The organism is Streptomyces sp. NRRL F-2580 (assembly GCF_000720115.1).
Taxonomy (GTDB): Bacteria; Actinomycetota; Actinomycetes; order Streptomycetales; family Streptomycetaceae; genus Streptomyces.
The window spans coordinates 25,346-49,638 of record NZ_JOIR01000040.1; the positions used below are offsets into that span (position 1 = coordinate 25,346).

The 24,293-nt window shown below is 71.4% G+C and carries 21 protein-coding genes and 4 pseudogenes; 15 read left to right on the forward strand and 10 right to left on the reverse strand.

Annotated features, from left to right (window positions below):
• Positions 1-92 precede the first annotated feature (92 nt).
• On the reverse strand, positions 93-1,091 hold the full coding sequence (locus IF88_RS0132715; RefSeq protein ID WP_030720831.1) for an ABC transporter substrate-binding protein: 999 nt from the start codon (positions 1,089-1,091) through the stop codon (positions 93-95).
• Between the two features lie 503 nt (positions 1,092-1,594).
• On the opposite strand from IF88_RS0132715, the gene araB reads away from it, so the two are divergent.
• Together araB and araA are read left to right on the forward strand one after the other, a co-directional pair.
• Positions 1,595-3,289: a ribulokinase gene (gene araB, locus IF88_RS0132720; protein ID WP_030720834.1), complete on the forward strand. Its 1,695-nt coding sequence runs from the start codon at positions 1,595-1,597 to the stop codon at positions 3,287-3,289.
• A 97-nt stretch (positions 3,290-3,386) separates the two neighbouring features.
• Positions 3,387-4,898 (forward strand): L-arabinose isomerase, encoded by a 1,512-nt coding sequence (gene araA / locus IF88_RS0132725; RefSeq protein WP_030720837.1) that lies wholly within the window; start codon positions 3,387-3,389, stop codon positions 4,896-4,898.
• A 78-nt stretch (positions 4,899-4,976) separates the two neighbouring features.
• Here the strand turns inward: araA and IF88_RS49700 are convergent.
• Positions 4,977-5,144, reverse strand: a pseudogene (locus tag IF88_RS49700) (alpha-L-fucosidase); the annotation flags it as partial.
• A gap of 979 nt (positions 5,145-6,123) precedes the next feature.
• Here IF88_RS49700 and chvE point away from each other — a divergent pair.
• The 3 genes from chvE (at position 6,124) to mmsB (ending at position 10,107) form a co-directional block, all read left to right on the forward strand.
• Positions 6,124-7,218, forward strand: coding sequence for a multiple monosaccharide ABC transporter substrate-binding protein (gene chvE, locus IF88_RS0132740; RefSeq protein ID WP_030720840.1), 1,095 nt, complete (start codon positions 6,124-6,126; stop codon positions 7,216-7,218).
• Between the two features lie 102 nt (positions 7,219-7,320).
• Positions 7,321-8,868 carry a multiple monosaccharide ABC transporter ATP-binding protein gene (mmsA, locus tag IF88_RS0132745; protein WP_030720843.1) on the forward strand — a complete coding sequence of 516 codons (1,548 nt, stop codon included), beginning with the start codon at positions 7,321-7,323 and terminating at the stop codon, positions 8,866-8,868.
• Between the two features lie 3 nt (positions 8,869-8,871).
• Positions 8,872-10,107: a multiple monosaccharide ABC transporter permease gene (gene mmsB, locus IF88_RS0132750; RefSeq protein ID WP_030720845.1), complete on the forward strand. Its 1,236-nt coding sequence runs from the start codon at positions 8,872-8,874 to the stop codon at positions 10,105-10,107.
• A 53-nt stretch (positions 10,108-10,160) separates the two neighbouring features.
• On the opposite strand, the pseudogene IF88_RS41185 reads toward mmsB, so the two are convergent.
• Both IF88_RS41185 and IF88_RS41190 read right to left on the reverse strand, forming a co-directional pair.
• Positions 10,161-10,457 (reverse strand): annotated as a pseudogene (locus tag IF88_RS41185) (hypothetical protein).
• Positions 10,458-10,502: 45 nt separating this feature from the next.
• Positions 10,503-11,244: pseudogene (locus tag IF88_RS41190) on the reverse strand (phytanoyl-CoA dioxygenase family protein).
• A 295-nt stretch (positions 11,245-11,539) separates the two neighbouring features.
• Here IF88_RS41190 and IF88_RS41195 point away from each other — a divergent pair.
• Positions 11,540-12,193, forward strand: coding sequence for a helix-turn-helix transcriptional regulator (locus IF88_RS41195; protein ID WP_324617222.1), 654 nt, complete (start codon positions 11,540-11,542; stop codon positions 12,191-12,193).
• Between the two features lie 61 nt (positions 12,194-12,254).
• Here IF88_RS41195 and IF88_RS0132770 read toward each other — a convergent pair whose 3' ends face one another.
• A complete protein-coding gene (locus tag IF88_RS0132770) occupies positions 12,255-13,220 on the reverse strand; it encodes a pirin family protein (protein ID WP_030720847.1) in 966 nt (321 codons plus the stop codon).
• Between the two features lie 105 nt (positions 13,221-13,325).
• Between IF88_RS0132770 and IF88_RS0132775 the strand changes: the two genes are divergently transcribed.
• The 6 genes from IF88_RS0132775 (at position 13,326) to IF88_RS0132800 (ending at position 18,690) form a co-directional block, all read left to right on the forward strand.
• Positions 13,326-13,676: a tetratricopeptide repeat protein gene (locus IF88_RS0132775; protein ID WP_030720849.1), complete on the forward strand. Its 351-nt coding sequence runs from the start codon at positions 13,326-13,328 to the stop codon at positions 13,674-13,676.
• Positions 13,677-14,784: 1,108 nt separating this feature from the next.
• The gene (locus IF88_RS0132780; protein WP_037807918.1) at positions 14,785-15,978 is read left to right on the forward strand and encodes a methyltransferase; all 1,194 of its coding nucleotides are present in this window, start codon (positions 14,785-14,787) and stop codon (positions 15,976-15,978) included.
• A 54-nt stretch (positions 15,979-16,032) separates the two neighbouring features.
• Entirely contained in the window at positions 16,033-16,794 is a 762-nt protein-coding gene (locus IF88_RS49180; protein WP_267884542.1) for a MerR family transcriptional regulator, read from the forward strand.
• 107 nt (positions 16,795-16,901) lie between these two features.
• On the forward strand, positions 16,902-17,543 hold the full coding sequence (locus IF88_RS0132790; RefSeq protein ID WP_030720854.1) for a DUF6230 family protein: 642 nt from the start codon (positions 16,902-16,904) through the stop codon (positions 17,541-17,543).
• Positions 17,534-18,037, forward strand: a complete 504-nt coding sequence (locus IF88_RS0132795; protein WP_051837939.1) for a DUF6114 domain-containing protein — start codon at positions 17,534-17,536, stop codon at positions 18,035-18,037. Before IF88_RS0132790 ends, IF88_RS0132795 begins: the two co-directional genes overlap by 10 nt.
• Positions 18,034-18,690: a hypothetical protein gene (locus IF88_RS0132800; RefSeq protein ID WP_030720856.1), complete on the forward strand. Its 657-nt coding sequence runs from the start codon at positions 18,034-18,036 to the stop codon at positions 18,688-18,690. The genes IF88_RS0132795 and IF88_RS0132800 overlap by 4 nt, the downstream gene beginning before the upstream one ends.
• 33 nt (positions 18,691-18,723) lie before the next feature.
• On the opposite strand, the gene IF88_RS0132805 is transcribed toward IF88_RS0132800, so the two are convergent.
• Positions 18,724-19,584 carry a helix-turn-helix transcriptional regulator gene (locus IF88_RS0132805; protein WP_030720858.1) on the reverse strand — a complete coding sequence of 287 codons (861 nt, stop codon included), beginning with the start codon at positions 19,582-19,584 and terminating at the stop codon, positions 18,724-18,726.
• A gap of 199 nt (positions 19,585-19,783) precedes the next feature.
• On the opposite strand from IF88_RS0132805, the gene IF88_RS0132810 reads away from it, so the two are divergent.
• From IF88_RS0132810 to IF88_RS0132820, 3 genes are read left to right on the forward strand one after another with little or no spacing between them, the layout of a single operon-like run.
• The gene (locus IF88_RS0132810) at positions 19,784-20,530 is read left to right on the forward strand and encodes an SDR family oxidoreductase (RefSeq protein ID WP_107050681.1); all 747 of its coding nucleotides are present in this window, start codon (positions 19,784-19,786) and stop codon (positions 20,528-20,530) included.
• 26 nt (positions 20,531-20,556) lie between these two features.
• Positions 20,557-21,114, forward strand: a complete 558-nt coding sequence (locus IF88_RS0132815; RefSeq protein WP_051837957.1) for a nuclear transport factor 2 family protein — start codon at positions 20,557-20,559, stop codon at positions 21,112-21,114.
• Entirely contained in the window at positions 21,107-21,415 is a 309-nt protein-coding gene (locus tag IF88_RS0132820; RefSeq protein WP_030720866.1) for a DUF2087 domain-containing protein, read from the forward strand. The genes IF88_RS0132815 and IF88_RS0132820 overlap by 8 nt, the downstream gene beginning before the upstream one ends.
• Here the strand turns inward: IF88_RS0132820 and IF88_RS0132825 are convergent.
• The 4 genes and pseudogenes from IF88_RS0132825 to IF88_RS49705 form a co-directional block, all read right to left on the reverse strand.
• Complete coding sequence (locus tag IF88_RS0132825) at positions 21,388-22,155, reverse strand: metallophosphoesterase (protein WP_030720868.1); 768 nt, start codon at positions 22,153-22,155, stop codon at positions 21,388-21,390. The two genes, IF88_RS0132820 and IF88_RS0132825, sit on opposite strands and share 28 nt — an antisense overlap.
• Positions 22,156-22,227: 72 nt before the next feature.
• The gene (locus tag IF88_RS46885) at positions 22,228-22,992 is read right to left on the reverse strand and encodes a hypothetical protein (RefSeq protein WP_158754710.1); all 765 of its coding nucleotides are present in this window, start codon (positions 22,990-22,992) and stop codon (positions 22,228-22,230) included.
• A 43-nt stretch (positions 22,993-23,035) separates the two neighbouring features.
• Positions 23,036-23,581 carry a hypothetical protein gene (locus IF88_RS42505; protein ID WP_051837943.1) on the reverse strand — a complete coding sequence of 182 codons (546 nt, stop codon included), beginning with the start codon at positions 23,579-23,581 and terminating at the stop codon, positions 23,036-23,038.
• Between the two features lie 200 nt (positions 23,582-23,781).
• A pseudogene (locus tag IF88_RS49705) lies at positions 23,782-24,231 on the reverse strand (hypothetical protein); the annotation flags it as partial.
• Positions 24,232-24,293: the final 62 nt, after the last annotated feature.

Sequence of the window (24,293 nt, forward strand, 5' to 3'; positions counted from 1 at the left end):
AGTGGCCGGGAGAGCGGGAGCGGGAAGGGACGGCCTGCTCCGGGCCTCCTCCGGGTTATCGGGGTCTCCTCCCCGCCCCGGAACGCGCCTCGTCAGTAGTTCCGGGACGGCAGCGCGGCCGCGGCCTTGTCCTGCGGGAAGACGCCCTCCTCGGTCTCGACGCGCGTCGGGACCTCCTGCCCTGCCGCGACCTTCTTGGTCAGCTCCATCAGCTGGTCACCGAGCAGCGGGTTGCACTCCACCACGACGTTGATCTTTCCCTCGGTCATCGCGACGAAAGCGTCCTTGATTCCGTCCACCGAGATCACCTTGATGTCCGTCCCGGGCTTCTTGCCGGACTCCTCGATGGCCTGGATGGCGCCGAGGGCCATGTCGTCGTTGTGGGCGTAGAGGACGTCGATGTCCTTCTGGGACTTCAGGAACGCCTGCATGACCTCCTTGCCCTTGGCGCGGGTGAAGTCGCCCGACTGCGAGGCAACGATCTTGAACTTGCCGTCGGCGCGGATGACGTCGGCGAAGCCGGACTTGCGGTCGTTGGCGGGTGCGGATCCCGTGGTGCCCTGGAGCTCGACGATGTTGATCGGGCCCTGCTCGTTCGCGTAGGCGCCGGTCAGCCACTCGCCCGCGGACTTGCCCTCCTTGACGAAGTCCGAGCCCAGGAAGGTCTTGTAGAGGGAGGTGTCCTTGGTGTCCACGGCGCGGTCGGTGAGGATCACCGGGATGCCCGCGTCCTTGGCCTCCTTCAGCACCGTGTCCCAGCCGGACTCCACGACCGGCGAGAAGGCGATCACGTCGACCTTCTGCTGGATGAAGGTGCGGATCGCCTTGATCTGGTTCTCCTGCTTCTGCTGCGCGTCGGAGAACTTGAGGGTGATGCCGGCCTTCTTTGCCGCCTCCTGGACGGACTTGGTGTTGGCGGTACGCCAACCGCTCTCGGCGCCGACCTGGGCGAAGCCGAGGGTGATCGTGCCGCCGGAGCCCGCCTTCGCTCCCGAGGAGGAGTCGGAGGCGGGCTTCTCGGTCGAGCAGGCGGTCAACGCCGAGGAGGCGAGGAGGGCGGCGGTGAGGACGATAGCTGCTCTGCGAGCCATGTCGTGTGTCCTTTCACGGTGTACGGAAGAGGCGCCGCACGGCCGGGGGGGCCGGCCTCGACGTCGACGCGGCAAGGGGGAATCGGAGTCGAAGTCGAAGTCGGAACGGCAGGAGGGGGATTTCCTGAGGGCGGCGGCGCTGTCGCATTGTGAGCGCTAACAAGCCACGTTCTCAACCCCCTTGCGTGCGTTACCTGTCCGTTACCGCGCCGGGTGCGGCACCGAGGCGGACCCATCCTTCGCGACCCCGTCGGCCCGGCCGACCACCCGCGGGAAGCGCGGACCCCCCGCATCTGGACGGCGGATCGACTCGGGCACCCGACCCATCCGGGCGGCCACCGCGAGGCTGGAGCTCACATGCCACCCACGCCAACCTCTTGCCTATCGACATTGTTAGCGCTCACACTTCGGGGGAACCACCGTCCGACCGCCAGGTCCGCAGGGCGGCACCTGCGCCTGCCGGCTGCCCGGCCGACCCCACGGCTCCTTCGAAAGGCACTCTGTTGACGTCACCCCACCCCCTCGCCCCCGCCCCGCACTCCGAGGAATCGGAGCAGTACACGGTCGGCGTCGACTTCGGCACGCTGTCGGGCCGCGCCGTCGTGGTGCGGGTGCGCGACGGTCAGGAGCTGGCCGCGGCGGTCCACCCCTACCGGCACGGCGTCGTCGACCGCCACCTGCCGAACGGCGGTGCCGGGCTGCCCCCGGACTGGGCCCTGCAACACCCCCAGGACTGGCGGGACGTACTGCGTCGCGCCGTCCCGGAGGCCGTGGCGGCGGCCGGGGTCGATCCCGCTGCGGTGATCGGCATCGCCACCGACTTCACCGCGTGCACCGTCCTGCCCACGCTGGCCGACGGGACTCCCCTCGCCGAGACGGATCTCGCCGGACGGCCGCACGCGTGGCCCAAGCTCTGGAAACACCACGCGGCCCAGTCGCACGCCGACCGCATCAACGAACTCGCCCACGCCCGTGGCGAGAAGTGGATCGCCCGCTACGGCGGCCGGATCTCCGCCGAGTGGCAGTTCGCGAAGGCCCTCCAGGTCCTGGAGGAGGATCCGCTGGTCTACGAAACGTGCGCGCGGTGGATCGAGGCCGCCGACTGGATCGTGTGGCAGCTCACCGGAAGCGAGTCCCGCAACGCCTGCACGGCCGGATACAAGGGCATCCACCAGGACGGCGCCTACCCGAGCGAGGAGTACCTGGCCGCGCTGAACCCCCGGTTCGCCGACTTCGCACACACCCGCCTCGCATTCCCCCTCTCCGCGCTGGGCTCACGAGTGGGCTCGCTCAGTACCGAGGCAGCGGCCTGGACGGGTCTGCGCCCCGGCATCGCCGTGGCCGCGGGCAACGTCGACGCCCATGTCACCGCGGCGGCGGCCCAGGCCGTCGAGGACGGTCAACTGCTCGCCATCATGGGCACCTCCACCTGCCACGTCGTGAACGCTCCCGTCCTCGCCGATGTCCCCGGCATCTGCGGTGTCGTCCACGGTGGGATCGTCGAGGGAACCTACGGTTACGAGGCCGGCCAGAGCGCGGTCGGCGACATCTTCGCCTGGGTACTGGACCAAGGAGTCCCGTCGGACTACCTCGCCGAGGCCGCCGACCGCGGCGAGGACCTGCACACCCTGCTGACCCGCAAAGCCGCCGGCCAGCCGGTCGGCGGCCACGGACTGGTCGCCCTCGACTGGCTGAACGGCAACCGTTCGGTCCTCGTCGACCACCACCTCTCCGGAGTCGTCGTGGGCCTCACCCTCGCGACCCGCCCCGAGGACGTCTACCGCGCGCTGCTCGAAGCCACCGCGTTCGGCACCCGCGTCATCGTGGAAGCCCTGGAGACGGGCGGCGTACCGGTGCACGAGTTCATCGTCGCCGGCGGGCTGGCCAAGAACGAATTGCTGATGCAGATCTACGCCGACGTGCTGCGCCGCCCCGTGTCCCTCGTCGCGTCCGACCAGGGCCCCGCCCTGGGGTCGGCCATCCACGCCGCCGTAGCCGCCGGTGCGCACGCCGACGTACGGACGGCCACCGCCGCCATGGGCCGCCGACGGCCCGCCGTGTACACGCCCGACGCCTGTCGGGCCGACGCCTACGACGCCCTGTTCGCCGAGTACCGGCTCCTGCACGACCACTTCGCCGTCGGCGGCCTGCTGCACCGCCTGAGAAGGATCCGCGACACGGCCCGGACCGCGGGCTGACCCGGCCCACTGTTCGTTTCCGCCACCCCATCCGCCCGCCACCCCATCCGCCCGCCGCCCCCACCACCGTTGCGGGACGTCACTTTCAGGAGTCCATGTGCCCAGCCGAACATCCCCCGCCCAGGAAATCTGGTTCCTCACCGGCAGCCAAGGCCTGTACGGGGAGGAGACGCTGCGGCAGGTCGCCGACCAGTCGCAGCAGATCGCCACCGCGTTGGCCGACGCCTCCGGCATTCCCGCGCACGTGGTGTGGAAGCCGGTGCTGACGGACGCCGGGGCCATCCGCCGGGTGTGCCTCGACGCGAACACCGACGACCGGTGCATCGGGCTCATCGCATGGATGCACACCTTCTCGCCGGCCAAGATGTGGATCGCCGGACTGGACGCGCTGCGCAAGCCGTTGCTGCACCTCCACACCCAGTCGAACGTGGCCCTGCCCTGGGACACCATCGACATGGACTTCATGAACCTCAACCAAGCAGCCCACGGGGACCGCGAGTTCGGGCACATCCAGGCCCGGCTGGGCGTACCCCGCAAAACGGTGGCCGGCCACGTCACCGATCCGGTGACGACCGCACGCGTCGCGATCTGGGCGCGGGCGGCCGCCGCACGTTCGGAACTGGCCACCCTCAAGGTCGCCCGATTCGGCGACAACATGCGCGACGTGGCCGTCACCGAGGGCGACAAGGTCGAGGCCCAGCTGCGCTTCGGCGTCTCCGTCAACACCTATGGCGTCAACGACCTGGTGGAGGTCGTCGACAGCGCGGACGAGACCGAGGTGACCTCCCTCGTCAAGGAGTACGAGGACCTGTACCACCTGACGCCGGAACTGCGACCGGGAGGCGAACGGCACGACGCGCTGCGCTACGCGGCCCGCATCGAGGCCGGCCTGCGCACCTTCCTCGAAACGGGCGGCTTCGGGGCCTTCACCACCAACTTCGAGGACCTGGGCGGACTGCGCCAGCTGCCCGGCCTCGCGGTGCAGCGGCTCATGGCCCGGGGGTACGGCTTCGGAGGAGAGGGCGACTGGAAGACCGCCGTCCTGCTGCGGGCCCTCAAGGTGGCCGCCACCGGCCTCCCGGGCGGCACCTCCTTCATGGAGGACTACACCTACGACATGACCCCCGGCAACGAGCTCATCCTCGGCGCACACATGCTGGAGGTCTGCCCCACCATCGCGACCGCCAGGCCCAGTTGCGAGATCCACCCCCTCGGCATCGGCGGGCGGGAGGACCCGGTCCGCCTGGTGTTCGACGCCGCACCCGGCCCGGCCGTGGTGGTCGGCCTCGCCGACCTCGGCGACCGCTTCCGCCTGATCGCCAACGACATCGACGTGGTGGCACCCCCTCACCCACTGCCCGCCCTGCCTGTCGCCCGCGCGGTCTGGCAGCCCCACCCCGACCTGCGGACCTCCACCGAATCCTGGCTGACGGCCGGAGGGCCGCACCACACCGTCCTCAGCACCGCCCTCACCTCCGACCACCTCGACGACCTGGCGGAAATGCTCCGCCTGGAGCTCGTCCTCATCGACGAGACCACCACCGCGAAGCAGTTCCGGCGCGATCTCCGCTGGAACGACGCCTACTACCGGCTGGCCCGGGGACTGTGAACCGGTGGTGACCGGAGCGGCCCGCGCACCGTCGACGTGTCGAAGCGCTTGGATGCCGGGGGCGCGGCCGACGGCGTGTGTGCCGTCGGGCATCGGCGCGATGTTCAGCAGCACGTTGCCGTTCTTGCTGACCCGGTCGATGAAGGAGTGCAGCACCTGCTGGATGCTGTAGTAGCCGACGCCCTGCGGCGGCGGCGCGGACCGCGAGGTCCGTGAAAGGGTTGACGGGCTCGCCGCAGGGCCCCCTGCGCTCGCCACGAAGCGCGCGGGGCCCGGCTCGTGGCGTACTCGGGCCCCGTGTCGGTGTGGCCGGGGCGGGGGCCGGGGCGGGGTGCCCGCCGGACCGGGCGTACGCCACCGGTCAGTCGAGCGGGAAGTTCCGGGGAGGGGCCTGAACCACGTCGGCCTCGTGGGTGACCAGCCGAAAGCCGTCGCCAATGGCGAGTGGGTCTGCACCACTCCCCCGGTCCGCGTGCGCGACGGCCGCGAGCTCCTGTCCCGCCACGCACGCGTACCACCCCGGCACGACCGGAGAGGGTGCCGAAGTCGATGCGACGACGCACCTGCCCGAGCCCCGAACGGCAGGGATCTGACGGTCACTTCCTCATCCTTCGCAGGGGAACCGGCATGCGATCCTGCGGAGTTGAGGGGGGCACCTTTTTCGACGGGTCGACGGACCATAGTGTTAGCGCTCACAACTCCCACCAGGAACCCGTGGAGCCCTCGACACACGCGACCGGCGCGGCGCAGAGGCCGGGCCGACGCGGCGGCCAGCCCCGGGTCCGATGACGCCGGCCCAAGGGCGGCCGACCGGGCTGGCCGGGACGGCCAGGTGGGGCACGGTGCGGTGGCCAAATCGATCAGGTACCTGGCCGCCGCCTCGACACCGGACCCTTGCCACGCTGACGAAATGTCCCGCACTGCGCGCCGCCCGCTCCATACCCTCCACATCGAGGCGGGACCGTACAGGGCCGGACGAGCCCGATCTGGAGGCACGCCCCGCCGAGGCTGTTGAGCGCCCGCACCGTTCTTGGTCAACGGCGATCCGAACAGACTCTTGACGACACTCTTGTGAGCGTTAACACTCAGGTATCGCCAGGCCGGAGCCACTGCAACCCCGACTTCGTCCAGCGCGAGGAAACGACTCCCGGCCGGCCCCGCTCGACCGCTTCCGGTCACCCACCGGGTCGCACCGTGCCGGTCGCGGAACATCACTGGAGGAACTGTGCGGAAGCTTTCAGCGGGTCTTGTCACCGTGGGTCTGACGCTGTCGCTGGCAGCCTGTGGCCAGAGCGCCAACGGGGCGGGCGACAGCGGGGCCGGCGGGGACGCCAAGGGGGGACTCATCGGCATCGCGATGCCGACCAAGTCGTCGGAGCGCTGGATCAACGACGGCAACAACATGGTCAAGGAGTTCCAGGCCAAGGGGTACAAGACCGATCTCCAGTACGGCAACAACGTCGTGGAGAACCAGGTCTCCCAGGTGGAGAACATGATCACCAAGGGGGCCAAGCTTCTGGTGATCGCCGCCATCGACGGTTCCTCGCTCACCAACGTGCTGCAGAAGGCCGCCGACGCCCACGTCCCCGTCATCTCCTACGACCGGCTGATCCGCGGCACCGGGAACGTCGACTACTACGCGACCTTCGACAACTACAAGGTCGGCGTCCTCCAAGGCAGCTACATCGTCGACAAGCTCGGTCTCAAGGACGGCAAGGGCCCGTTCAACATCGAGCTGTTCGCCGGCTCCCCGGACGACAACAACGCCACGTTCTTCTTCAACGGTGCGATGAGCGTCCTCAAGCCGTACGTCGACGAGAAGAAGCTGGTCGTGCAGAGCGGCCAGACCTCCTTCAACCAGAGCGCCACACTGCGCTGGGACGGTGGTCTCGCCCAGTCCCGGATGGACAACCTGCTGAGCAAGTCGTACACCGCCGCCCGCGTCGACGCCGTGCTCTCCCCGTACGACGGCATCTCGATCGGCATCATCTCGTCGCTCAAGGGCGTCGGCTACGGCGCCGGCCAGCCACTGCCCGTCGTCACCGGCCAGGACGCCGAGCTGGCCTCGGTGAAGTCGATCATCGCGGGCGAGCAGACCCAGACCGTGTACAAGGACACCCGCCAGCTGGCCAAGGCCGCGGTCCAGATGGGCGACGCACTGCTGACCGGCGGCAAGCCCGAGGTCAACGACACCGGTCAGTACGACAACGGTGTCAAGACCGTCCCGGCGCAGCTGCTCCAGCCGGTCAGCGTCGACAAGGAGAACTACCAGAAGATCCTGGTGGACAGCGGCCAGTACACCGCGGACCAGCTCAAGTAGCCCACGAGGCCGAACCGACGGGTCCGGCGACGCCGAACCGGCGGTGCGGTGCCCGGGAGACCGCCCGGCACCGCACCGCCCCGAAGATACGGATGCACAACCATGGCCCGACCCGTTCTCGAGATGCGGTCGATCAGCAAGACGTTCCCCGGTGTCAAGGCCCTCTCCGAGGTCAACCTGACCGTCGCCGCAGGTGAGGTACACGCCGTCTGCGGTGAGAACGGCGCCGGCAAGTCCACCCTGATGAAGGTGCTCAGCGGGGTCCACCCCCATGGCAGCTACCAGGGCGACATCTACTTCGAGGCCGATCTCTGCCGGTTCCGGGACATCCGGGCCAGCGAGCAGCGCGGCATCGTGATCATCCACCAGGAACTCGCGCTGGTGCCCTACCTGTCCATCGCCGAGAACATCTTCCTCGGCAACGAACACGCCTCGCGCGGCGTCATCAGCTGGCACCGGACGCTGACCCACGCCGCCGCACTGATCCGGCAGGTCGGACTCGACGAGAGCCCGCACACGAGGATCGCGGATCTCGGCGTGGGAAAACAGCAGTTGGTCGAGATCGCCAAGGCACTCGCCAAGAAGGTCAAGCTGCTCATCCTGGACGAGCCGACGGCCGCCCTGAACGACGAGGACAGCCGCAATCTGCTCGACCTGATCCTCGAACTCAAGGCGCAGGGCATCTCCTGCATCCTCATCTCGCACAAGCTGAACGAGATCGCCCGCGTCGCCGACGCCGTCACCATCCTGCGCGACGGGCGGACCATCGAGACCATCGCGATCGGTTCCGGGGGCATCTCCGAGGAGCGGATCATCCGTGGCATGGTCGGCCGCGACCTGGAACACCGCTACCCCGAGCGTGCCCCGAAGATCGGCGAGGTCGCCTTCGAGATCGAGGACTGGAGCGTCCGGCACCCGATCGACCACCGGCGCAAGGTGGTCGACGGCGCTTCGCTGAACGCGCGTCGAGGCGAGATCGTCGGCATCGCCGGCCTCATGGGCGCCGGTCGTACCGAACTGGCCATGAGCGTCTTCGGCCGTTCGTACGGACGGTGGACCGGCGGCCGCGTGCGGCTACACGGCCGGGAGATCCGCACCCGGACAGTACCTGAGGCGATCGGGCACGGCATCGCGTACGTGACCGAGGACCGCAAGCAGCTCGGCCTCGACCTCAACGACGACATCAGCCGGAACATCTCGCTGAGCTCCATCGGCAAGGTCGCCCGGCGAGGCTGGGTCAACCGGCACGAGGAGGCGCGGATCGCCGAATCGTTTCGGCGGACCATGAACATCAAGGCCCCCTCGGTGTTCGCACAGACCGGCAAGCTCAGCGGCGGCAACCAGCAGAAGGTCGTCCTCAGCAAGTGGATCTTCGCCGAGCCGGAGGTGCTGATCCTCGACGAACCCACGCGGGGCATCGACATCGGCGCCAAGGCGGAGATCTACACCGTCATCGCCGATCTCGCCGCCCAGGGCAAGACGGTCCTCGTCATCTCTTCCGAACTCCCCGAACTCCTGGGCCTGTGCGACCGGATCTACACCATGGCCGAAGGCCGGATCACCGGTGAGGTGCACCGTGCCGACGCCACCCAGGAATCCCTCATGCGGCTCATGACCATGAGCCCCGCATACCCCGACAAGCAGGTGTGAGGCATGGCCCAGACCCAGACCACCCCAGAGACCACGCCCGGCACACGGCCCACCGGTCCGCGACCGTCGGCCGGTGCCGTACTCGCCGGAGCGCTGCGCGGCAATCTGCGCCAGTACGGGATGCTGGTCGCGCTGGCGCTGATCGTGCTGCTGTTCCAGTTCTGGACGGACGGCATCCTGCTTCAGCCGCTCAACATCACCAATCTGATCCAGCAGAACGGCTACATCCTCATCCTGGCCATCGGCATGATGATCGTCATCATTGCCGGGCACATCGACCTGTCGGTGGGGTCGCTCGCCGCGTTCGTCGGGGCGGCCGCGGCGGTGATGATGGTCAAGCACCATGTGCCGTGGCCCGTGGCGCTGGTGGCCGCGCTGCTGATCGGCGCTGTCGCCGGAGCCTGGCAGGGGTTCTGGATCGCCTACCTCGGGATCCCCTCGTTCATCGTCACGCTGGCCGGCATGCTGCTGTTCCGCGGCGGGACCCAGATCCTCCTCCAGGGCCAGTCGGTGGCGCCGTTCCCCAAGTCCTTCCAGAACATCAGCAGCGGCTTCCTGCCCGCGGTCGGTCCCCACACCGACTACCACAACCTCACCCTGCTGCTGGGCCTCGTGGTGTGGGCCGTCGCGATCCTGCAGGAGGTGCGCGGACGGCGCCGGGCCGTCTCGTACGGGCTGGAACCGCTCCCGGCCGGACTGTTCCTGATGAAGCTCGGCGCGATCACGGCGGCCGTGGTGGCCTTCACGCTGCTGCTGGCCAGCTACCACGGCGTACCGGTCGTGCTGCTGATCCTCGGCGTCCTGCTGGTCGGCTTCGGCTACGTGATGCGCAACTCGATCCTCGGCCGGCACACCTACGCCATCGGCGGCAATGAACCTGCGGCGAGGCTGTCCGGGGTGAAGAGCAAGCGGGTCGTCTTCCTGGCCTTCGTGAACATGGGCGTCCTCGCGGCCCTCGCCGGGCTGGTCTTCGCGGCGCGCCTCAACGCCGGTACGCCGCAGGCCGGCATCAACTTCGAGCTGGAGGCGATCGCCGCCGCCTTCATCGGCGGCGCCTCCGCGAGCGGCGGTGTGGGAACCGTCATCGGTGCACTCATCGGCGGTCTGGTGCTCGGCGTGCTGAACAACGGCATGTCGCTGGTCGGCGTGGGTACCGACTACCAGCAGGTGATCAAGGGCCTGGTCCTGCTGGCGGCCGTCGGCTTCGACGTCTACAACAAGCGCAAGGCCGGAGGCTGACCTCGCCCCCTCCTCGGCTGGGCGGCACGGCCCGCACGAGGAGGGTGCCTCGCCTACCGGTGGCCCGCCTCGTGCGGCTCCGCTCGCGCGTCCACGATCCGCTCGAAGAAGAACTCGTGCTTGAGGAAGGAGACGTCGTACTCGTGACCCGGGTACGGCGGGATCAGCTGAGCGGCCTGGATCAGCCGCCAGCCCGCCCGGAGCGCCGCCACCCCCGACTCCTACGGCGGCTCGTCGCTGTCGCCCGTGGTGGGCGAGGTGCGGCCCGTGCCGTCGTACAGCGACCAGCCGACGACATGGGAGTCCGGCGCCGAAGTGGCCAAGTACAGGACCAGCACCTGCTGCCGCAGCACCGGCGCGGCGTTCCGCCCGCTCGGGGAGGATCGCTCCGGTCGTCATGCCTGTGCCTCCTTGGGGCGATTGGAGACCCTGGTCACCCAGTGGTCGAGGTCGAAGTCGTCATCCCCGGTCAGCACCCGCCACAGCAGGATGCGGTTGTACCGCTCCAGCTGGCGGGTCGCCATCTCGTACCACGGGAACAGCGCGTCCAGCTCCGCGGCCACCTGCGGGTCGTCAAGATCCGAGGTGTCCCACAGGCGCCGTTGACGCACCCTGGGATTGAAGCGGATCTTGAACATGTGGCGCATCGCGTCGCTGTCGTTGCGCCGGCCCCCGTGCCAGAGGCGTGGTGCAGGAACACCACCGTCCCGGCCGGGCAGACCAGCCGGTCCTGGCCGAGCGTTCTGGTAGCGGCCGGTGTCGGACTCGTTGATCCGCCGGAGGTGGCTGCCCGGCACGCTGAGCGTGCCGCCCAGGCGTCCGCGTGCAGCGGCTGCGCGTGGCCGCTGTGGGGCTCGCGGGTGTGCACGAAGTGGTGGTCCACCCACGGCTCCGTGCCCACGAGGCTGTGCAAGGCACCTGCAACCTGCGGAATCTCCAGCAGCCGACGGAAGAAGGAGCCCGCCGCATAGGCCCGGACAGCGGCGTCCCGTACCGCACCGGCGGTACCCCGTCAGCCAGTACCGCCAAGCCCTCGGTGTTCATTTCCGCCGGGACCACCGCGTCCAGTCGTAGCGATCCTCGCGCCACGAACCGCGCCATCCGCACCGAATCGAGTAGCTCTTGCCTGTTCTCCATGGCGGCCACGCTAGGCTCGGCGGCCGCGTGCCGCGTGGGCCACGTTCACCCTCGACTGGTCGATTCTCACCACGGCGCCCGCCACGCAGGGTTGAGGGGCGCGGCCCTGGAGCGGGCTTGCGGGCACCGGGCTACACGTGACCATGCACACGGTCCTCGCCCACCTTGACGAGCCTCCGGCCGTCGCCGTCGCCGCCGTCGGCGTCGGCGTGCACGGGCCTGCCGGCCGAGTGGACGTGTTTTCGCTGCCGGATCTTGGCAGTTCCATCTGTACGGCTACGAGGCCGACTTGACGGTGAACGGCACGGAGTACATCATCCGCCCCGGCCGGGTCAGCCTCGTGCCGCCCGGCGCCGAGGTCCGATATCGCTACCGAGGCCGCTCCTCACACCTCTACGTCCATCTCCGCCTGGGCTCAGGTGGAACCCCCCGCAGCATTCCCGGGGTCCAGCACGCCGGGCCCGATCTCGCCTTGCTCACCACGCCGTTGCAGCAGGCGCTGGCCGCCTGGCCGAACGCCCCGGTACGGGCCGCCGCCGAGGTGTGGGCCGCCCTGTGGCGGGTCTCCCGGCTCGCCCCTCCGAGGGAGCGGAACGCGCAGGCCGCTCATCCGGCGGTCGCAGCCGCTGTGGCCCTCATCGAGGCGCCGCTGGGTCAACCTCTGACGGTACCGGACATCGCGGCGGCGGCCGGTGTCTCCCACAACCACCTGACGCGGCTCTTCCGCGCCGCGACGGGGGAGACGGTCGTCGGCTACATCCGCGCCCGGCGAATGGAACGGGCCCGCCACTTCCTGCAAGCCACCACGCTCTCCGTCCCCGCCGTCGCCGCATCGGTCGGCATCCCGGACCTACAGGCGTTCAACAAGGCCTGTCGCCGCGTACTCGGAGCGTCTCCGCGCGGCATCCGTGCCGCCCAGCCCATGTCGCCCCCGTCCCCAGCCCAGTGAGCGGGCCGCCACGGGACCGACGCGGCTGCCCGCAGGGCCACCACTTTCCAGTTACCGCAGGTCAGCGCAGTCGGCCGCGTGGTTTGAGGTGGGCCGGGGGCAGGTCAGGAGCCGGAAGCGGAGGGCCGTCATACCCCTTCACTTCGCCGAATCTGGTCCCATTCATCCAGTCCTCGCGGGCCTGTGCGATGTCCTCATGCGAGCGGCCGATCCAGTTCCAGAACATGACGATCTCCTCCTCGAACGGTTCGCCGCCCAGGAGCATCAGGCTGGCGTCCGAGGATGCGCGCAGGGGGAGGTCCGTGCGGCCGCAGCCCAGGTAGAGCATCGAGCCCGGGAGGACCGGGACGTCGTCGACGTGGGCTTCGCCCGACATCGACAGGACCGCGTACTCGAAGTCCGGGTCGAGCGGGAGGCGGGTCTCGGTGCCTGCCGCGAGGGTCAGGTCCGCGCCGACGATCGGGGTGTACGCCGTGCCGGGCGAGGTCGCCGTGTCCAGGGTGCCCAGGATGACCGTCGCCGTCAGGCCCGGGGCCGTGACGTGCGGGAGTTCCGCGTGGTGCTGGAAGTGCGGGTCCACGTTGCGATGGGCGTCCGGCAGGGCCACCCACAGTTGGGCGCCGTGCAGGAAGCGGGCGTGCGGGCGCGGGCTCTCCTCGGAGTGGCTGATGCCGCGGCCCGAGGTCATCAGGCCCAGCTCGCGCGGGCGGATCGTGGCGAGGCTGCCCTCGCTGTCGCGGTGGAGCACCTCCCCCTCGTGGAGCCAGCTCACGGTCTGCAGACCCGAGTGGGGATGGGGCGCAACCTGCATGCCGGGCTCGTCGGCGATGTCGTCCGGGCCGTAATGGTCCACGAAGCACCAGGCGCCCACCATGCGGCGCCCCAGGTTCGGCAGGAGTCGGCGGACCTCGGTGGACTCTCCGAGCTTGACCGTGCGCGGGCTGAGGAGCTCGCGCACCGGCTCGGCCACGACGAAGCCGCGGCCGCCGCAGGCGGAAAGAGCGGGCTGGCGATCGAGATTGCTCATGCGGACAACCTAGCCCCGCGATGGCGGCTCCGGCGGGTGGAATGTTCCACCGCCCAGGCGTGTTGGTGGCACCGGACGGACCACCCGAACGGCGGAAGGGACCCGATGAACGCGCCGGGGACGTACTTCGAGCACGGCACGGCGGCCGAGCGCTGGGCGCGCGCCCAGCTCTTCTTCGACGCGAAGGAGTACGCGACGGCCGCACGCATCCTGGACGGGCTGGCGGCCGAGGTGCCCGAGCAGCTGGCGCCCCGGCTGCTGCTGGCCCGCGCCTACTACCACTCCGCCCAGCTGTCCCGCGCCGAGCAGGAGCTGCGCGCCATCCTGGAGCGCTGGCCGGTGGAGGACTACGCGCAGCTGATGCTCGGCCGCACCCTGGAGCGCCAGGGCCGCGCCGCCGAGGCCCGCCCGTACCTGCGGGTGGCCGCGGCGATGGCCGGCGACTTCCCCGAGTAGCGGACAAGCCCGTCGCTGCGCAGGCGCCGCCGCCCGGCACCGGCGTACGTGAGCGGCCGCCCGCGCGCACGAGGCGGGCCGGGCCGCGCCGCGCGTGCGGCTGCCTGCCTCGCGCCGGGGGCGGGCCGGGCCCGGTCCTACGGACGGTCGGATCCGCGCGCAGCCGCACAAGGTGGTCCGCGCCCACGCGCATGAGGCCGCCCGGACCGCGTCGGCGGGCGCCCCCGCCCGTACAGGCGAGCCGCCAGCCTCTACGTGGCTCCACGTGTGCGCGCGCCCGACCTCGCTCACGACGTCGCCGAACCCGCGCAGACCGGAGTTCGGACTCGTCGTGTTCGAAGCTTCGCCCCCGCGCATGGGCCCCATCGCACATGAGGCTGCCCGGGACCCGCAGGGCCCGCCCGCCGTAGGCAGGCCGCCCGACCCGGCGCGTACGGGCCCGCCACGCTCCGCGTATGCGAAGGTGCGCCCCCGGCTGAGGCGGCTCGACTCCGCGCAGGCAGACGCCATGACCGCGCCTGCGGGCGGCTCGCCCCGGGCAGCGGGCGCCGCCGAGCTCTGCGCGTAGTGGGCCGCCGGGCTCCGCCTCCGGCCGCCGCCAGACTCGGCATGTGCGGCCCTGCCGCGCTCCGCGTGCGGCGGCCGCCGGGCTGGGCAAGTGCGGAGCCGCCGGGCACGGCGAGTGCGGAGCCCGCCAGACTCGGCGAGTACGGAGCCCGCCAGGCCCGGCAAGTACCGAGCCCGCCAGGCCCGGCGAGTGCGGAGCCCGCCAGGCCCGGCGAGTGCGGACCCGCCAGGCTCAGCAAGTACCGAGCCCGCCAGGCCCGGCGAGTGCGGAGCCGCCGGGCTTCCGCGGGTGCGCGCCCGGCCCCGCCGGTAGCGGCCAGCCGGCTCCGGCTGTCGAATGCCCTGCCTCACGGGCAGGCGAGCAGGGCCCGCTGATGCCGAGGCACGAGCTCGCCCCCGTACTGCGCAGGCCCCGTACGCCCCCGCGGCCCGTCGGACCGGCGCGCCGTGGCAGGTCGGGGGCGGTGCGTTCGGGTGTTCGGCCCCGGTGCGTGTGGGGTCCGGTGGTCGGCTCGGATAGCCTGGGGCTCATATGAACCGCCTGACCACACCCTTCGGCTCCTACGAGCTCACCCGCTTCCCCGAGGACCCGCGCGACCGGCTCCGTGCGTGGGACGCCGCCGACGAGTACCTGCTGCGCCACCTCGACTCCGGCACCGGGGAGCGCGGGCCGGTGGACCTGGCCTCCGCCGGCCAGATCACGGTGCTCGGGGACCGCTGGGGGACGCTGACGACGGCGCTCGCCGCGTACCACCCGACGCAGATCACCGACTCCGCCCTCACCCGCTCCGCCACCGCGGCCAACCTGGACCGCAACGGGATCGGGACGGCCAAGGCCACGGTGACCCTGCTGACCACGCAGGATCCGCCGCCCGGGAAGATCGACGTCCTGCTGGTGCGCGTGCCCAAGAGCCTGGCCCTGCTGGAGGACCAGCTGTACCGGCTGGCCCCGCACGTGCACGCGGGCACCGTCGTGGTCGGCGCCGGCATGGTCAAGGAGATCCACACCTCGACGCTGCGGCTCTTCGAGAAGATCCTCGGCCCCACGAAGACCTCGCTCGCGGAGAAGAAGGCCCGGCTGATCTTCTGTACGCCGGGCACCCCCGGGGCGACCCGCCCCACGACCCCCGGCCCGTGGCCGCTGACGTACACGGTGGACGAGGACGCGGGCTCGGGCTCCGGCCTGACCGTCGTCAACCACGCCGGGATCTTCTGCGCCGACCGGCTCGACGTCGGCACCCGCTTCTTCCTGCAGAACCTGCCGACCAACACCGACGGGGCCCGGGTCGTCGACCTGGGCTGCGGCAACGGCGTCGTCGGCACGGCGGTCCAGGTCCACGACCCGGACGCCGAGGTCGTCTTCACCGACGAGTCGTACCAGGCGGTCGCCTCCGCGCAGGCCACGTACCGGGCGAACGTCCGCGAGGGCCGGCGTACGGCGGAGTTCTTCGTCGGCGACGGAGTGGCGATGCTGCCGCCCGCGTCCGTGGACCTGGTGCTGAGCAATCCGCCCTTCCACTCCCACCAGGCCACCACGGACGCGACGGCGCTGCGGATGTTCGCGCAGTCGCGCAAGGTGCTGCGGCCCGGCGGCGAGCTGTGGATCGTCGCGAACCGGCACATGGGCTACCACACCCATCTGCGGCGGCTCTTCGGCAACAGCGAAGTCGTCGCGAGCGAGCCGAAGTTCGTGGTCCTGCGGGCGGTCAAGCAGGATCGTCCGCGGCCCGCGTGACCTGCCCGTGTGACCCGCCGATGTGACCTGTCGGTAGCTCCTACACTCTGGCCCGTGAGCAGCCAGGTGGAGGACGGGAGCGGTGGCGGGCGCTACCGCCGGGAGGACGTGGCCCGGGCGGCCGGCGTCAAGGTGCGCAACCTGCGCTACTACCAGGAGCGCGGGCTGCTGCCGCCGCCGCGCCGGGAGGGCCGGATCGCCTGGTACTCCGACGACCACCTGACCCGGCTGCGCCTGATCAGCGATCTGCTGGGGCGCGGCTACACGGTCAACGGGATCGCGGAGCTGCTCCAGGCCTGGGAGGAGGGCGGCGGCCTGTCCCGACTGCTGGGCCTGGAACGGGAGATGACCCGGGACTGGGTGCAGGAGGAGCCGGTGACGATGACCCGGGCCGAGCTGCGGGAGGTGTTCGGCCCGACGGCGACCGCGGCGGACACCCGGCGGGCGGCGGAGCTGGGTTACGTGACGGTGGACGGGGACCGGGTCACGCACCCGAGCCGGCGGCTGCTGGACGCGACGCTGACGCTGGTGCGGCTGGGGGTGCCGCTGGCGGAGATCCTGGACGTCGGGGAGTTCGTGCAGACGCAGGCGGCGACGGTCGCGGACCGGTTCGTCGGGCTGTTCCGGCGGCACGTGATCGGTGCGGAGGGGGCGGAGGGTCTGGAGCGACTTTCGGCCACGCAGCTCCAGCACATCACGGCGGCGGTGGCGGCGTTGCGGCCGGTGGCCGGGGAGGTCGTGGCCACGGAGTTCGCCCGGGCGATGGCGCGGCGGGTGGACGCGGAGGTCGCCGAACTGCTGCGTACGGAGCAGTAGGAGTCGGCTCAAAGGGTGCGCTCGCACAACCTTGCCAACCTCCATTGGCACTCTTACATTCAACTCGTCGGTAACAACGGTGCACAGCCGAAATAAGGGACGATCTCATGACCGGTTCCCCCCATTTATCCGACCCTTCGTCCGACGAGCGCAGTGGGTCCGGCCGCGTTCGCTGGCGGCGGTTCGCCGCCCTGACCGTCCCCGCCGTCGCCGTGACCGCCGGCCTCGGCATCGCCCTCGCGCAGGGCGCGCTGGCCGCTTCGTTCGCCGTCTCGGGCCAGCAGTTCAAGGTCTCGGCGAGCAGCCTGGAGGGCGAGGGCTTCGCCCAGTACGGCAGCGTCGACGTCAACGCCCGCGAGGAGCTCATCCCGGTGGCCGTCACCGCCATCCGGGAGGCCAAGCTCCACGACCTCTGCCAGTCCGTGGTCACCACGCTCCCGGTGGTCGGTGACATCTCGCTCAATCTCACCGCCGGCCGCAAGACCCCGGTGGAGGCGAGCAACCTGTTCGTCGACGCGACCCAGCTCGCCGGCGACGCCGTCTTCAGCAACATCGAGATCGGGCGGGACGCCTCGACCCTCGACAAGGGGCCGGCCGAAGCGCAGGGCATGCAGGACCTCTTCGCCCAGCAGGCCGACACGGTCCGCATCAGCGATCTCCAGCAGACGGCGTGGGCGACCAACGCCGGCACCTTCAAGCTCTCCGGGCTCAGCATGAACATCAGCAAGGGCAAGAAGGAATGCTTCTGAGCCGTCGGCGGCGGTGGCAACGGTGGCGGCGCAGCAGGCCCTTCTGGGGCGGGCTGCTCGCGATCCTCGCCGGGGCGTGGATCTGCGTCCTGCCGCTGGCGCCGCTGAAGATCATGCTCCAGCAGGGGGTGGCGGGGATCCCGTCCGTCCTGATGGGCATCGTGATGATCGTGCTCGGCCTCACCACCTGGTTCGCTCCCGCCCAGCGCATGCTCGCGGGCGTCCTCACCACCCTGATCGCCACGGCCGCGCTGGTCCTGTCGAACCTGGGCGGTTTCCTGATCGGCACCCTGCTCGGCATCCTCGGCGGCGGCCTGATGTTCGCGTGGCAGCCGTACGCCGCCCCGCGCGCGGCCCCGCGCGCCGGGGATCCGGAGTCCGCAGCGAAGTCCACTTCTGGCACCGGGAACGCGGAGTCCGCCGTGGGCGCCTCGGCGGCCGCCGCGCCCCCTCCCCCCACCTCGCACCACGATCCCCAAGGAGCACAGCCATGAGCCGTTCGCGCACCGCGCTCACCCTCGGGGCGGCCGCCGCCGGAGCCCTCGCGCTCGGCGCGGTCACCGCCCCCGTCACCGCCGCGCCGTTACCCGCGGCCGGGTCGACCACCGTCACCCCGGCCGGGCACGCCTTCCAGGCCACCCTCACCGGCAAGGCCACCCTCAAAGCCGGTTCGGTCACGGTGACTTGTACGGTCTCCGTCGCCACCGGCACGGTGCCGGCCGCCCCCGGCAACAGCAACCCGGCCGGGCCGGTGTCCTCGCCGATCTCCGCGCCGACGTACAGCTCCTGCACCTCCAGCCTTCCGGGCGTGACCCCCACGGTCACGACCTCCGGCGCCTGGACCGTGTCGATGCAGGACGGTTCCCCGATCACCGCCACCATGGGCCTGCCGGTGGGCGGCCTCGTGGTCAAGACGACCGGGCTCGCCTCCTGTACGGTCACCGCCGCCCCCACGGCCCCGGCGAACGTCGGCGGCACCTGGGCCAACGGCGCCCCGTCCACGCTGGCCTTCACCAACGCCTCCGTACCGGTCAAGGTCACCGGCGGGTTCGGCTGCCCCACCAGCGCGACCTCGTCCACCTTCACCGCGGTCTACCGGGTCGCCGACGCCACCGATCCGGCGCAGCAGATCACTGTCGGCCCCTGACCCCGACCGCCCCCGCCCTCCGCTCGCGCACGCTCAGGCCCCGGCCCGTCCGTCCCGGTGAACTCCGGTGCCGGTCGGGCCGGTTGCGTTCAGGCTGCCGAGCAGGGAGAGCGCGTGGGAGCTGGGGCTGCCCGGTTCGGCGTGGTAGATGACCACCTGCTGGCCGGGGGCTCCCCGCACGTCGAAGGACTGGTAGGTGAGGGACAGGGCCCCCACGTCCGGGTGGACCAGCGCCTTGGCGTCGAGGGTCTTCCCGTAGACGGTGTGCGCGGACCAGAGCGCGGCGAACTCCTCGCTCGTCCCGGTGAGCAGGCGCACCAGTTCGCGCAGGCGCGGGTAGTGCGGCACGAGGCCGGTGGACTGGCGCAGGGCGGCGACGACCGCCTCGGCCGCCCGGCGCCACTGGGCGTAGAAGACCCGGCCCGCGGGGTCGAGGAAGGTCATGCGGGCGAGGTTGTCCGCCTTCTCGAACGGTGAGAAGAGCGCGTCCGCCAGGCTGTTGGCCGCGAGCAGGTCCAGCGCCGGGTTGAGGACGAACGCCGGGGTGTTCGCGTACCCGTCCAGCAACTGGCGCAGCACCGGGCTGACCGTCTCCCTCGGCCGGGTGTGCTGCCCGTCCGGCAGGGTGCCCGCCAGCCGGAACAGGTGGTCGCGCGCCTCGTGGTCCATGCGCAGGGCAGTGCTGATCGCTTCGAGGATCTGTGGCGAGGGGCTCTGCTCGCGGCCTTGTTCCAGGCGGGCGTAGTAGTCGGAGTTCATGCCGGCGAGGACGGCGACCTCCTCCCGCCGCAGTCCGGCCACCCGGCGCGGGCCGTAGGAGGCCAGTCCGACGTCGTCGGGCTGCAGCCGTGCACGGTGCGCGCGAAGGAAGCCCCCGAGGGCGTTGCCGGTCATCACGCCAGGCTAGACCGGTCCGCCGGCGCGTGCCCGGGTGCGCCGTACCCAGGCACAGCCCGTCCTGGTCCCTCCTTCCGCCGCCGCCCAGACTCCGGAGGACGAGGCGGCCGAAAGCCGTCCCCGAGAAGGCCGTCCGCGAGAAGGCCGTCCGCGAGAAGGCCGTCCACAAGAAGGCCGTCCACAAGAAGGAACAGACATGAAGCAGACCGCCATGACCAGGACGAGGACCGTCGCCGTCACCGGTGCGAGCAGCGGCATCGGGGAGGCCACGGCACGCCGTCTGGCGGCGGACGGGCACCGGGTCCTGCTCGGCGCGCGCCGCACCGACAGGCTGGAGCGACTGGTCGAGGAGATCACCGCGGCGGGCGGCACCGCCGCCTTCCGGACGCTGGACGTCACCGACGCCGCGGACACGCGCGCGTTCGTCGACGCGACGGTCCACGAGTACGGCCGGATCGACGCCCTCGTGAACAACGCGGGCGTGATGCCCCTGTCGCCGCTGGCCGCGCTCAGGACCGACGAGTGGGACCGCATGATCGACGTGAACGTGCGCGGCGTCCTGCACGGGATCGCCGCCGCCCTGCCCGTGATGCGCGCACAGGGCGGCGGGCACTTCGTCAACGTCGCCTCCATCGGCGCCTACGAGGTCTCCCCCACCGCCGCCGTCTACTGCGCCACCAAGTACGCCGTCCGCGCGATCTCCGAAGGCCTGCGGCAGGAGTCCGCCGGTGACGTCCGGGTGACCCTCGTCTCCCCCGGCGTGACCGAGTCCGAGCTCGCGGACGGCATTTCCGATCCGCAGGCGAGGGAGGCGATGAAGGCCTACCGCGCCGTGGCGCTGCCGGCCTCGGCCATCGCGGACGCGATCGCCTACGCCGTTGCCCAGCCGCCGCAGGTCGACGTGAACGAGATCGTCGTCCGCCCGGTCGCGAGCGCCCGGTGACCGCCGCCGGGAGGGAGGGCGCCGAGGTGAAGCCCACCGGGAGGGAAGGCGCCGAGGCGGCGCCCACGGCCTCCGCGTACGACGGCCTGGTCCGGAGACTGCGGAACCTGGAGGACAAGGAGGCTCTGCGCACCCTTCTGGTCCGCGGCTGGCGGGCACTGGACCGCAAGGACTGGCAGACCTGGATCGACTGCTGGGCCGAGGAGGCGGTGCTGGAGTTCGGGCCGTGGGGCGAGACGCACGGGAAGGAGGCGATCCGGGCGAAGGTGGAGAAGGCGGAAGCGCCCTACCCGGGCATGCAACACCACATCCTGAACGCGCAGTTCGAGGTGGAGGGGGACCGGGCGAGCGGCATCGGCTACATGTGGTTCGTCGCCGTCACCGCACCCGGGACGACCTCAGCGACCTACTCCATGGGCGGCGCGTACGCATGGGACTTCCGGCGCGGCCCGGACGGCTGGCTCCTGGTCCGCCAACAGCTCGACGTCCGGTGGACGGGCGGCGAGGACTCCCTGAAGGCCTTCGAACCCGAAATTCCGTTGCCCGCCGGGGAGCCGGGCGGTCAAGCTCGCCCTCATGTCTGAGAGCACCGAACACCAGCACCAGACCGCCCCGCGCAAGGAGCGACGGGACGTCGGGGACCTCTTCTCGGGCGGACGGCTCCTCGCGATCCCGCGCAGGGCCGCCCGGCGCGAGCAGTTGCTCGTCCACCTCGCGGAGACCCTCTTCACGGTGGACCGTGAGTACACGGAGCCCGAGGTGAACGACGCGCTGCGCACCGTGCATGAGGACTGCTCGGCGCTGCGGCGCTATCTGATCACCTCGGGCCTGCTGACGCGGACCCGTGACGGGAGCAGCTACCGGCGGTCCGCGACCACCCGGTAGTGGGTCGTCAGCCGCCCGTCGTCGCCGATCAAGTGGAAGGCGACGGCGGGTGGTTCGTCGAGGTGCACGTGCTCGGAGGCGGCCGAGGGGTGCTCCCACGGGAGCCGCAGGGTGGAGACCACGCCCGGCGCCACCAGCACGGGCCGCCCCGCGAAGGTGGTGGCGGCCGCGGTGTGCGCGTGCCCGCACAGGAACGCGGTGAGGTGCGGGTGCCGTTCGGCCAGGACGGCGAGCCGCTCCTCCCCGAACTGGCGGATCTCATCGACGTACGGGGTGTGCAGCGGGACGGGCGGGTGGTGGAAGGCGACGAGGACCGGGGTCTCCCGCGGAGTGTCGGTCAGTACGCCGTTCAGCCAGGCCAAGGTGGACTCCTCCAGGAGACCGTGGTCGGCGCCGGGAACGGAGGAGTCGCACACGGCGAGCACGAAGCCGGGGCCGCGCAGCACCTGGTCGACCGGCGCCGAGGACGACGGGGCCGGCTCACCCAACAGGCCCTGCCGGAAGGCGGTCCGGTCGTCGTGGTTGCCGGGGCAGACCACCAGCGGGTGCCGCGAGCGCAGCAGCTTGGCGGCCTCCTCGTACTCGGCCGGGGCGGCGTGGTCGGCTATGTCCCCGCTCACCAGCACCGCGTCCAAGTCGTACGGCAGACCGTCGAGGTAGTCCATGACGGCGCGGGTGCGGTCGGCCGCCCGCGGGCCGCCGTCGAGATGGATGTCGCTGAGGTGGGCGATCACGATCACGAGCGGTGTCTCCTTCGTCTCTGGTCGAGAGATGCGTTCGACACCCATTCAACAGGGGGCCCACGGCGGTGCTCAGGCGTTCCTCCGCGGACGCGTGCGGTGCGCCAGCACCCGGCCGCCCGCCGTGAGGACGATCGCAACCGCGGCGAGGGAGGCCACCGTGGATCCGGTGGAGGCGAGCGCACCGCCGATGGGGGCTGCGCCCGTACCGCCCACCGAGGCGCCCGAGGCGCCCGCGCCGCCTGAGCCACTGGCCGAGCCGCCGGCGCTGTCGGCCGCGCCTCCGCCCGAGCCGCCGCCCGAGCCGCCTGCCGTGCCCCCCGCCGCGCTCCCGGACGTGCCTGAGCCGTCGCCCGTCCCTCCAGTGGACGGGCCGCCACCGGTCGTGGTGTCCGCGGCCGTGACGGTGAGCGTGGCCGCCTCGGTGCGGGCGGCTCCGGCGTCGATCGTGAACTCCTCTGGTACCGGCTGCCGTTGCGGGAGGCCGCCGCCGTGAAGGTGTGGGTCGGCGAGGTCGCGCCGGGCACGGCCCGCCAGGTTCCGGCCCGCGTCCGTACTGACCTGCCAGGCGACGGTGGGCCGCGGGGCCCCCTCGGCCTGCGCGGTCAGCGAGACCTCCGCGCCGCGGTGACGGACCGGTCCGCCGGACTGCGGGTGACCTTCGGGGAGGTGGACCGTTCCAGCCGGGTGACCTTCGCCCCGGCCGGGTCCGATACGAAGACGACCGCGCCGCCGGGCTCGACGGCCATGGCCGCGCTGGCCAACTGCCTGTGGTTTCCGGGCAGTACGACGGAAGGTGTCCAGCCCGACCCACACCGCGCCGGTCTCGGGGTCCACCCGTGAACCCGCCGAATCCCTTTCCCGCCGGGAGGTCGACGGTCTAACCGACCTGGAAGGTGGCCGTGTCGACGCGGTACATGCGGCGGTTGCCGATGTCGGTGAACCAGACCGCGCCGCGAGCGCCGCGTCGACCGCGAACTCCTCGCCTCCCGCCAGCGTCACCGAACGCTTCACGGTCGCGCTGGCTATGCGACCTCCGAGCGTACGGAGCCCTGCGCGACCAGCACCTTCGAGGGGGTGAGCCCGGGGGCGGCGTCGGACGGCCGCCCCCGGCAGCCACGCGCCCGCGGCCGCGGCGTCGCCGTCCTTGGCGGTTCCGATGCCGCGGCGGATAGACGAAGACCGCGCCGTCGCCGGGCAGCGGGGCGATGAGCCGGTGCACGGCCCGCCGGCCGAGCGTGCCGGTGGGACCAGGGGCCTGGCCGACGCTGCTGCGCGGTCTGCCGTCGGCGGGGCCCGGGACGTGCAGGCCGCCCTCGTTGACCTCGGCGGTCTCGGGCAGGTCGTCCGAACCGACGTACAGCTTCTTCAAGTCGGGGTGCAGCAGCAGGTCGCGCGGCTTGCCGCCCGTGGTGAACAGCGCCACCGGCCGGTACGCGACGGCGCCCTGCGGTACGTCGGCCCCCTCACCCCCCGGCGGCCGAGGCGAGCACGAGCGCGAGCACAGCGGAGGCGGTGCCCGTGCGGCGGCCGGGGGTGAGGGGGTGTCGGGGTGCCATGACTTCCTCGTCGACGGGTCGGTCGGGTGACCGGCCGCAAGCAAGTTCCGCTAGAGACCGCCCATTTGAAGGTCACCGGGCCGTGGACGTCGTACGTGCGGTTGGCGGAGTTGGAGTGGTTGGCGCGCGTGATGATGGCGCACTGGACCGTCTCGCCGGAGATCTGACCGCCGCCCAGGTCGGCCTTGACGTGGATGGTGACGCTGAAGGTGCCGCCCGGACCGTACGGGGAGGTGTTGGTCAGGGCCCCGCCGAAGGTGTCGGTGGTGCCGGACTGGTCGGAGCCGCCCAGACAGGGGGTGGGGTTGTTCGCACCATGCGCCGTTGACCGCGCAGTGGCCGACGTATGTGCCCTTGGCGGTGTTGAAGCCACTGCCGGTGACCGCCACGTTCTGACGGGCCGGGAGGCCGTGACGCCGAGGTTGAAGGTGGCCGCGCCGTCGGTGACCGTACGCGTCGAGGTGGCGGCCGAGGCGGAGCCGGCCGGGCGCCGTCGGCGCGCGGATGTCGAGTGCACCTCCGGGGTGGTACGCCGACCACGCCTCCCTCCGGTTCCGGACCGGGTCAGTACCTGTTCCT